General features: G+C 66.6%; 7 protein-coding genes. All 7 read right to left on the minus strand.

Going from position 1 to position 9,098, the window contains the following annotated elements; all coding sequences use genetic code 11:
- Positions 1 to 17: 17 nt before the first annotated feature.
- On the minus strand, positions 18 to 1,667 hold the full coding sequence (locus tag AC5LSR_RS05475; protein ID WP_250286263.1) for an AMP-binding protein: 1,650 nt from the start codon (positions 1,665 to 1,667) through the stop codon (positions 18 to 20).
- A gap of 121 nt (positions 1,668 to 1,788) precedes the next feature.
- Entirely contained in the window at positions 1,789 to 2,955 is a 1,167-nt protein-coding gene (locus tag AC5LSR_RS05480; protein ID WP_131767400.1) for an acyl-CoA dehydrogenase family protein, read from the minus strand.
- A gap of 27 nt (positions 2,956 to 2,982) precedes the next feature.
- The gene (locus AC5LSR_RS05485; protein WP_445548779.1) at positions 2,983 to 4,407 is read right to left on the minus strand and encodes an aldehyde dehydrogenase family protein; all 1,425 of its coding nucleotides are present in this window, start codon (positions 4,405 to 4,407) and stop codon (positions 2,983 to 2,985) included.
- Positions 4,408 to 4,433: 26 nt separating this feature from the next.
- Positions 4,434 to 5,297 (minus strand): SDR family oxidoreductase, encoded by an 864-nt coding sequence (locus AC5LSR_RS05490; protein WP_493468224.1) that lies wholly within the window; start codon positions 5,295 to 5,297, stop codon positions 4,434 to 4,436.
- On the minus strand, positions 5,249 to 6,442 hold the full coding sequence (locus tag AC5LSR_RS05495; protein ID WP_250286259.1) for an amidohydrolase family protein: 1,194 nt from the start codon (positions 6,440 to 6,442) through the stop codon (positions 5,249 to 5,251). The genes AC5LSR_RS05490 and AC5LSR_RS05495 overlap by 49 nt, the downstream gene beginning before the upstream one ends.
- 81 nt (positions 6,443 to 6,523) lie before the next feature.
- Positions 6,524 to 8,674 carry an acetate--CoA ligase family protein gene (locus AC5LSR_RS05500; RefSeq protein WP_493468225.1) on the minus strand — a complete coding sequence of 717 codons (2,151 nt, stop codon included), beginning with the start codon at positions 8,672 to 8,674 and terminating at the stop codon, positions 6,524 to 6,526.
- A gap of 18 nt (positions 8,675 to 8,692) precedes the next feature.
- A partial coding sequence (locus AC5LSR_RS05505) for a cytochrome P450 (RefSeq protein ID WP_493464517.1) occupies positions 8,693 to 9,098 on the minus strand: 406 nt, incomplete at its 5' end.

Here is a 9,098-nt window from a genome sequence, read left to right on the forward strand (position 1 = left end):
GGAGTCAGGATGGACACTCACGTAGCCCGACGTTCGCTCCTCGCGATGACCAGACCCAGCGCCTCGAAGTCGATCGTCTCCGCCGTGATGCCGCGCTCGCGAAGCTTGAACTTCTGCACGCGGCCGTTGACGTTTGCCGGCAGAGCGTCGAGGAACTCCACGTAACGGGGGACCGCGTAGTACGGCAGTGTGGTCCTGAAGAAGTCGAAGAGCTCCTCGGGCTCGACCGACTCATCCGGCTTGAGAACGATGCACACCTTGATGTCGTCCTCGGACAGCTCTGACGGCACCGCGTGGACTGCGACCGCCGAGAAGGCAGGGTGCTTCATCAACGCTGCTTCGAGCTCGAGCGAGGACACGTTCTCCCCGCGGCGCCGCAGCGAATCCTTCTTGCGGTCGACGAACCAGAAGTACCCGTCCTCGTCGACGCGGCCGCTGTCTCCGGTGTGGTGCCAGAGGTTACGGAAAGTCTCGACGGTGGCCGCGTCATTGCGCCAGTAACCGGAGAACAGACGATAAGGCTCCTCCGCGCGGACCACGATCTCACCGGGCTCTCCCGGGGGCACCTCGACGTCACCCTCATCGACGATCTTGACCTGCAGGCCGGGCGTCAGCTTGCCCATGCTGCCAGGCTTGCGCATGCCACGAGGGTCGCCCAGCAGCGCTGGCCAGCACTCGGACTGCCCGAAGACCTCAGCGAAGGGCTCGATACCGAAGCGCTCCGCGAACTGCTCGACGAGTGCAGGGGTCGACGGCATGAAGGTGATGTGGCGCAGCTTGTGCTGCTTGTCCTCCGGGCTCGGCGGTGTAGTCATGATCGCCATTCCCATGGCGCCCATGCCCATCGCCGTCGTCGCACCCGTCTCGCGGATGCGGGACATGTAGCCGGACGCGCTGAAGGACGGCTCGACGATGGCGGATCCCCTGACGGCCAGGGCGGCGGCCACGAGCCAGGTCTGGCCGCTGAAGTGGAACAGGGGGTTCGCACCGAAGACAACATCGCCCTCGGCGTACCAGCCGAAATCGATAAAGACGTTGACGAGGTTGCAGTAGTACCCGTGCGTAATCGTGCAGCCCTTCGACGGACCCGTGGTCCCCGACGTGTAGATGACGGCACACACATCCGCGGACGAGAGGGCCACCGGTTCGAGGGGCCGAGGCGAGCCCTCAAGCGACGCGAACGGCGTGAGGTCGGGCAGCGACGTCGTCTCAGGGGCTTCCCCGACGACCACCAGGTGTTCGATGCCGTCGAGCTCAGGCAGCACGGGCTCGAGCATCTGCAGAGCGGCGGCATCGCCGATGTAGACGCGCGGTGTGGTCTGTGCGAGCTGGTGCCGCAGGAAGTCGCCACGCAGGTAGGTGTTCAGCGGGACCTGGATCGCTCCGGTCTTGGCGATCGCGTAGATGAGAACGATGTACTCGATGCGGTTGGGAAGGTTGATCGCCACGCGGTCACCTTTACCGACGCCAAGGCCCTGAAGGGCAGCCGCCACAGTGTCCGAGAGCCGGTCGAGTTCCCCGAGCGTCATCCAGGGGCTCGCGCACTGCACGAAGTCCCGGTCGGGGTCGCGCGCAGCTTCGTCCCGCAGCCAGTCGCCTAAAACCTTGTAGCCGGAGCCATGCTCTGCCGTCAGCGGCGCGGGCTGCTCAGGCAGCGCTTCGGTCATGGTGGTCACGTCTGCTCCTCGGCTCTCAGTGTCCGACGGGACGCCACTCTCGGCATGGCAGGCGACCCCCGGTTGAATCTATGTTGATTTCGAATCAGGTCAAGGGGTGCACACCCGTGCTTCAGTAGCTCTTGGGCAGGCCGAGGACGTGCTGCGAGATGTAGGCGAGCACGAGCTCCTGCGGAAGGGGTGCGATCTTCATCAGTCTGGCCTCGCGCCAGTAGCGGGCCACGTGGTACTCCTCGGCGTATCCGAAACCGCCGTGCACCTGCATGGCAACGTCGGCGGCCTGGAAGCCGGCATCCGTGGCGAGGAACTTCGCCATGTTGGCCTCCGCGCCTGCCGGCAGGCGCTGATCGAGCAGCCAACCGGCCCGACGGGTGACCAACTCTGCGGCCTGCAGCCGCGAGTGCGCTTCGGCGAGCGGGAACGCGATGCCCTGGTTCTGCCCGATGGGTCGTCCGTAGACGACACGATCGCGCGCATAGCCGACCGCCCGGCGCAGCGCGGCACGCCCGATGCCGAGCGCCTCACTGGCGATCAGGATGCGCTCGGCGTTGAGGCCGTCGAGCAGATACCGGAAGCCCGCTCCCTCTTCTCCGACCCTGTCAGACACGTGGACGAGCAGGTCGTCGTAGACCGTCTCGCAGGAGGCGACAGCGTTGCGACCCGCCTTCGGGATGGGCCGGATCGTCACGGCCGGGTTCTGAAGGTCGGCCATGAGCAGGGTCAGTCCCTCCGTGCGGGTGCGCACCTGCTCGACCGGGGTCGTGCGGACCAGCAGCAGCACCTTCTCCGACTCGAGCGCCTTGGAGGTCCAGACCTTCTGCCCGCGTACGCGGTAATGGTCCCCCTCGAGCCTGGCCGACGTCCGGATGGCGAGCGTCTCGGTACCGGCGTCCGGCTCGGTCACGCCGAAGGCAACGTGCAGGTCACCGCTCGCCACCCGCGGAAGGTACTTCCGCTTGAGCTCCTCACTGCCGTGCAGGGCGATCGGGTGCATCCCGAAGATGGACAGATGGATCGCGCTGCAGCCGTTCATCGCGGCCCCGGAGGCAGCTACCTCCTCGAGGATCACCGACGCCTCCAGCAGCCCCCGCCCACCTCCGCCGTACTCCTCCGGGATGGCGATGCCGATCCAGCCGCCCTCGGCGAGGGCGGTGTAGAAGTCCCAGGGGAACTCGTGCTTCGCGTCACGCCCGGCCCAGTACTCGTCGTCGAACTTGCTGCAGATGCTGCGAATCGCATCGCGGATCAGCCGGAGGTCCTCAGCCTCGGTGAAGTCCACTGTGGTCCTGCTCCTCTTCCTCGGCGGTCACGCGTACTGGAGTGACTTGAGCTCGTAGAACTCGAGCAGCCCGTGTATCCCCAGCTCCCGACCGACACCCGACTGTTTGAAACCCCCGAACGGGGCCTGGGCGTTGAAGAACGAGCCGTTGATGTCGACCTGTCCGGCACGGATGCGGCGCGCCACCCGCGCTGCACGAGCGGTGTCCTGCGACCACACACCGCCCGCGAGCCCGTAGATGGTGGAGTTGGCGATCCGGATGGCGTCATCGTCATCATCGAATGGCATGATCGCCAGGACGGGACCGAAAACCTCTTCCTGGGCAATGGTCATCCCTGGCATGACGTCAGAGAAGACCGTGGGCTTGACGAAGTAGCCTACGGACGTCTCCTCGGGCTGCTCCGGCCCCCCGGCGACCAGTCGGGCGCCTTCGTCGAGGGCGCCGCGGATGAAGCCGCGGACCGACTCCTGCTGCCTCTGAGAGACCAGCGGCCCCATGTTCGTCGCCGGGTCGAGAGGGTCGCCCAACCGGTAGCCGGCCACCCGCGCCTTCACCAGCTCCTCCACCTCGGCAAGCCGCCCGTGCGGCACAAGCATGCGCGTCCACGCGGTGCAGGTCTGCCCGCTGTTGGTGAAGCAGTTCGCAACGCCGACCTTCACGGCCTGAGCAAGGTCGGCGTCGTCGAGGATCACGTTGGCGGACTTGCCGCCGAGCTCCAAGGCCAGCCGCTTTATCGTCCCTGCCGCGAGCGCTCCGATCCGACGGCCGGCCCGGGTACTGCCCGTGACGTGGACCATGTCGACGTCCGAATGGACGACCAGCGGTTCCCCCACCGACTCCGCAGTACCGGTGACCAGGTTGAAGACGCCCGCGGGGAAGCCCGCCTCGTCGACGGCCTCCGCCACGATGAAGGCGCTGAGCGGAGCCACCTCCGACGGCTTCACGACCGTCGTGCATCCCGTCGCCAGCGCAGCTCCCACCTTGCCGAGCACCTGCTGCAGGGGGTAATTCCACGCGGTGATGCACGCGACGACGCCGAGCGGCTCACGGATGACGACCGACGAGCCGATCTTCTCCTCGAGCGAGAGCTCCGGAAGCAATGCTCTGTAGTGCGCGAGAGATCGGCATGGCGCCTCTGCCTGCAGGAGCCGGGACACCCGCACCGGAGTACCAACCTCGGTGGTGATGGTTCTAGCCAGTTCGTCGATACGGGCGGTCAGCGCCTCCTCCAGGCGTCTGATCAGCTCCAGGCGTTCGCGTAATGGCGTCGTGGACCAGGCCGGGAACGCCTGCTTCGCCGCCTCGACGGCGTCGTCGACGTCGACAGCATCCGCATCGGGGATGATCCCGATCACGGCCCCATTCGCCGCTCCATGAACCAGGAGTTCATCCTGCCCATGTGGTCGCCGCCACCTACCTGCGACATACAGCTCGTCACGTACGACGACCATGGGCACTCCTCCGTGTCAGCAGCATGTCAGCGCGGAGTCCTGGCGTGCAGACGCCGCATCTTCACAAGCCAGGCGTCGTGGTCGGCAGCCTTGCCCTGGAAATACCTCGAAACGTCCGGGTGGGTGAGGATCAGGAATTCCTCCTTACGCACCCCGTCGACGATCGACTGTGCGGCGTCCTCTGGCGTCACGGCACCCGCGACAGCGAACCACTCGCCCTGGGCGCCGCGCAGCATGTCTGTCCGCACCCCCTCCGCCACGATGCAGGACACCTTGATACCGGCGTCCCCGTAGTGGATGGCGAGCCATTCCGTAAGACCCACCGCCGCATGCTTTACGGCCGTATACGGCGCGTTGCCGAGTGCGGTCAGCAGACCACCCGCGGACGCATTCTGGACAAGGTAGCCCTCACCTCGCGCGAGCATCTGGGGCAGCACCGCGCGCGCGGCATAAACCTGCTGCATCACGTTGACGTCCCAGACCTCCTGCCAGGCGGCGTTGGACGCCCAGGGATTGCCACGCTCCTGCAGCGGCGTGGTGCCGTCCCAGGGCTCTCCCCACAGCACACCTGCGTTGGACACGAAGACATCGACACGCCCGTGCTCGCGGGTCGCGGCGTCGACCAGGTCGATGACCTGGTCCTCCATCCGCACGTCGCAGGGGTGGCCGAGGCAGCCGAGCTCGTCGGCCACCCTCATGGTCCCCAGTTGGTCGATATCGGACACCACGATGGTCGCCCCCTCTGTGGCGAAGCGGCGGCACATGGCCGCGCCCATCCCCCGCGCGCTGCCCGTGACGACGACGACTTTGCCCTTCAGCTCCATGATCGGATCAGGGCCGCTCAGCCGATGCCGACAGACAAACCTGTCAGCATCGCGGTGTTGCTCCACAGGATCTTGCGTTCGGCAACCGGGTCGTTCAGCTCTGCGGTGATCTTTTCGTACTGCCTCGGCTCGGCAAGGCCCTCGGGATGCGGGTAGTCGGATCCGAAAAGCACATGGTCGGGTCCGAGATGCCTGACGACCTCGAGCAGGTTGTCCTCCCAGAAGGGCGCGACCCAGACATGCTGCTTGAACTGCTCGACTGGATCCGAGGAGAAATATCCAGGCTGTTGGAAACCCGCACGGTTGAGCCCCGCCAGCAGGAGAGAGAGAAACTCTGCACCGTTCTCCACGGACGCCACACGGAGGCTGGGGAAGCGCTCGAACAACTTGTCACAGACGAGGGCACCCAGGTAGTTACCGATCGCCCGGTCGTGACCGACCGCAACTTCAAGCGGCGGGGCCACCCCACCAATGATGTTGCCGTGGTGATCAACGTACTTGTCGAGGCCGACGCCCCCGACCTCGCCGACATGCGGGATGAGCGTGGCACCCGCTTCGGCGAGGCGGGCGAAGATGGGGTCGAACCGCTCGTTACCGGGACTGATCCACCCGTCTTCGGTGTACACGGCCTGCGGCCGGACGACGAAGATGCGCGCTCCGTTGTCGAGACCGTGCTCGACCTCTCCCACTGCGGCGTCGACGTCTCCGAAGGCCAGGTAGGGCGCGGTGAAGATGCGGTCCTGGTAGTTGTAGCCCCAGTCGTCGAGAAGGAAGCGGTTGAATGCCTTGAACGCGACGGCCGCCGCTGGCACGTCCTCCTGCAGGCTCTCCTCGATTCCCATGCCGAGGGACGGCAGCATCCAGACACACTGGATCTCCTGCTCGTCCAGCTTGCGGATTCGGGCGTCCCGGTCGCGGTAGTAGGCCGGGAGCGGCTCGCGCTGCGCGAGGTACTCCGACAGCGGCTTGCCAGCCTTGTTGCCCCGGAAATAGTCGGCCATGACACCGGGCTTGACGATGGGGTCGAACGTCGGGTTCGTCACCGTCTTGTCGACCCTGCCGCCGACGATCAGTCGTTTACGCCCGTCGATCTCGGCCAGTTGCACCGTTCGCTCGGCCCATTCCCTGGGCCGATGCCTCGTGAAGGCGTCGAGCGGCTCGTAGTAGTGCTGGTCGCAGTCGAAGACAGGCGCCCTGGCGTCATCGCTCATGTGACTCTCCGAGGAATCATGACCGCACGTTGCGCGCGCTCATCGCATCGATTTCTAATTCTAGACTGAATTTGAACAACGTCAACCAGAGATGTCAGGCACGAAGAGGGCGTCCACAACGACTCCACCGCCCCCATCGACGAGGGCAGGGTTGACCTCGATCTCCCGCAGCCGCGCGGTGTGGAGGAGGTCGGCCATCCGGTGCAGCGTGTGATGCACCCATCCCAGGTCCACGGGGTCTGACCCCCTGAAGCCGAAGAACAGATCCGCCGTGCGCAGGCGGCTCAGCGCACGGCGGAGGGTCTCCTCGTCACAGGGCAGGGGGACGGACTCGACGTCCCGCAGGACTTCCACGGCTGCCCCACCGAGGCCGATACTCCCGAAGACGCCGAGACGACCGGCGTTTCGGACGGTGAGGACGAGCTCGACGCCGCCGGTGGCCATGGCCTGCAGCAGCCACTGCCGAGTACCTGGAACCCCTGCTCTGCCGGCTCGCTCCCGCATCACGCCGAGCGCCGACACCACGGCGTCTTCGCTCCTGAGCCCGACGGTGACGAGCCCGAGTTCGGTGCGGTGCGCCACGTCCTCGTCGCCGATCTTCAGCACGACCGGGTAGCCGAGCTCTGCCGCGGCCTTGGCCACAGCCGCAGGATCGTCGCCGAGCACGCGCATGGCGGCGACGTCGACGCCATGCGCGGCCAACCGTTGCAGTGCGGCAGCTCCGCCTTTCGCCGATGGGGATCCGGCGCCACAGTGGTCGACAACGGCTGCCTCCCCTGTGGTCGTACGCTCGGGTCCCAGCAACGCGCGGACAAGCCTTCCAAGGTCGGACGGCTTCTCGGCGACCAGGACGCCTCGCGCACGCAATTGCTCGATGTATGGACGCAGCGCATAGCCGCCGTACCACAGCACGACGAAGGGCTTACCGCTTTCGTCCATCACCGTGAGCACGTCGTCGACGCTCTGCTGGTTCCAACCCCGTGCACCCATCGGGAGTGGGACGCATAATGCCTCGACGGCAGGATCCGCGGCCACGGCAGACAAGTAGCTGCGGAAGTCGTGCGGCATCGATCCGGGCCCCACGTCGAGGGGGTTGTGCGCCGCGACGAACTGCGGAGATCGCTCCTTGACCTTCCCGAGCGTCTGCTGGGAGAGCGCCGGGAACACGACACCCGCCGACGCCAGCTGCTCGGTGGCAAGCACGGCCATTCCCCCGGAGTAGGCGACCATGCCCCAGCGCCTGGGGAAAGGTGTGCTGGTCGTCGTGGTGCGGACTGCGCCAAGGACCCACAGGTCGTCCGGGTCATCGACGACGGTGACACCGAGAGCGCGCAGGAGCCCGAGCTCGAGAGCGCCCCTGCCCGCGATCTTGCCGGTGTGGCTTGCCGCAGCCTGCTCACCGGCGTCCGTACGGCCGCCGAGATAGGCCACGAGACGCTTGCCGGCGGCGTGGAGCCTCTCGACAGCCTGGGAGAACAGCACGCCATCGCGGATGGACTCGACGTAGAGGGCCACGGTGTCGACATCGGGGTGCTCGGCGAAGAAGGCCACGAAGTCGGGGATGTCCATGTCCCGCTGGTTGCCCGTACTCACGATGTGCGAGATGCCGACGCCTGCCAGACGGGCCCGCTCGACAACGGTGCTGCCGATCGCACCGCTCTGCGCGATCACCGCGAGGCCGCCAGGGGCGATCGGCTCTCCCTCCGTCAGCACCGACGTCATGCTCATCGCCAGCCCGCTGCGTACGGTGACCAGACCGGTGCTGTTCGGCCCGACCATGGCGATGCCGTGCTCGCTCGCGAAGTCGAGGAGGGACTGTTCCAGGGCCAGGCCGTCGGGTCCCATGTCCGCGAAGCCGGCTGTCAACACGAGAGTCTGCGTTACCCCGATGTCGGCGCACTCCTGCAGGACACCCAGGACGTGCCGGGCCGGCACCGCAACCACGACCACATCGGGTACATGGCCGATGTCACGCAGCGAGGGGACGGCGCGCCGGTCGTCGACTTCGGTCGCACTGGGATGAACCACAGTGACGTCACCCTGGTAGCCATAAACCCTGAGGTGCTCGAGCACCGCGCGACCACCTGCCTTGTAGGCCTGGGCCGAGCTGGTCGACACACCGACGATGGCAACGGAGCGAGGTTCGAGGAACGTCCTGGCCACGTCAGGACGCAGCGTGTTCCGTCGTGTTGTTGTGGGAACTGCTTGGTCAACCGACATGGTCGCTGTCATGCCTTTTCTCGAGGGCGGTCAGGCCGTGGTGGGGTCGCCGGCGCGCCAGGTACGGAACGGCAGGTTCGCGAGGCTGCGTGTCTGGCCGCCGTGGGCGACCAACTCGGCCTCCGGCGGCAGGGAGAACCGCGGGATACGCGAGAAAATCTCCTCGAAGGCGATGCCCATCTCGAGCCGGGCCAGGTGACTGCCCAGGCAGCGATGGCTGCCGGCACCGAAGATCATGCTGCGCTCGGGCCTGCGGTCGAGCACGATCTCGCCGGCGTCGACGAAAATGTCCTCGTCACGGTGCGCCGAGGCCAGTGGCACGACCACACGGTCGCCGGGCTTCAACTCGGTTCCCCCGATCGTGTGTGGCTTCACCACGGTTCGGCTCATGTGGACGATCGACTCGTAGCGCAGCAGCTCCTCGACGGCGCTCGGG

It is taken from the genome of Protofrankia sp. CiP1_Cm_nod4 (genome assembly GCF_982290645.1).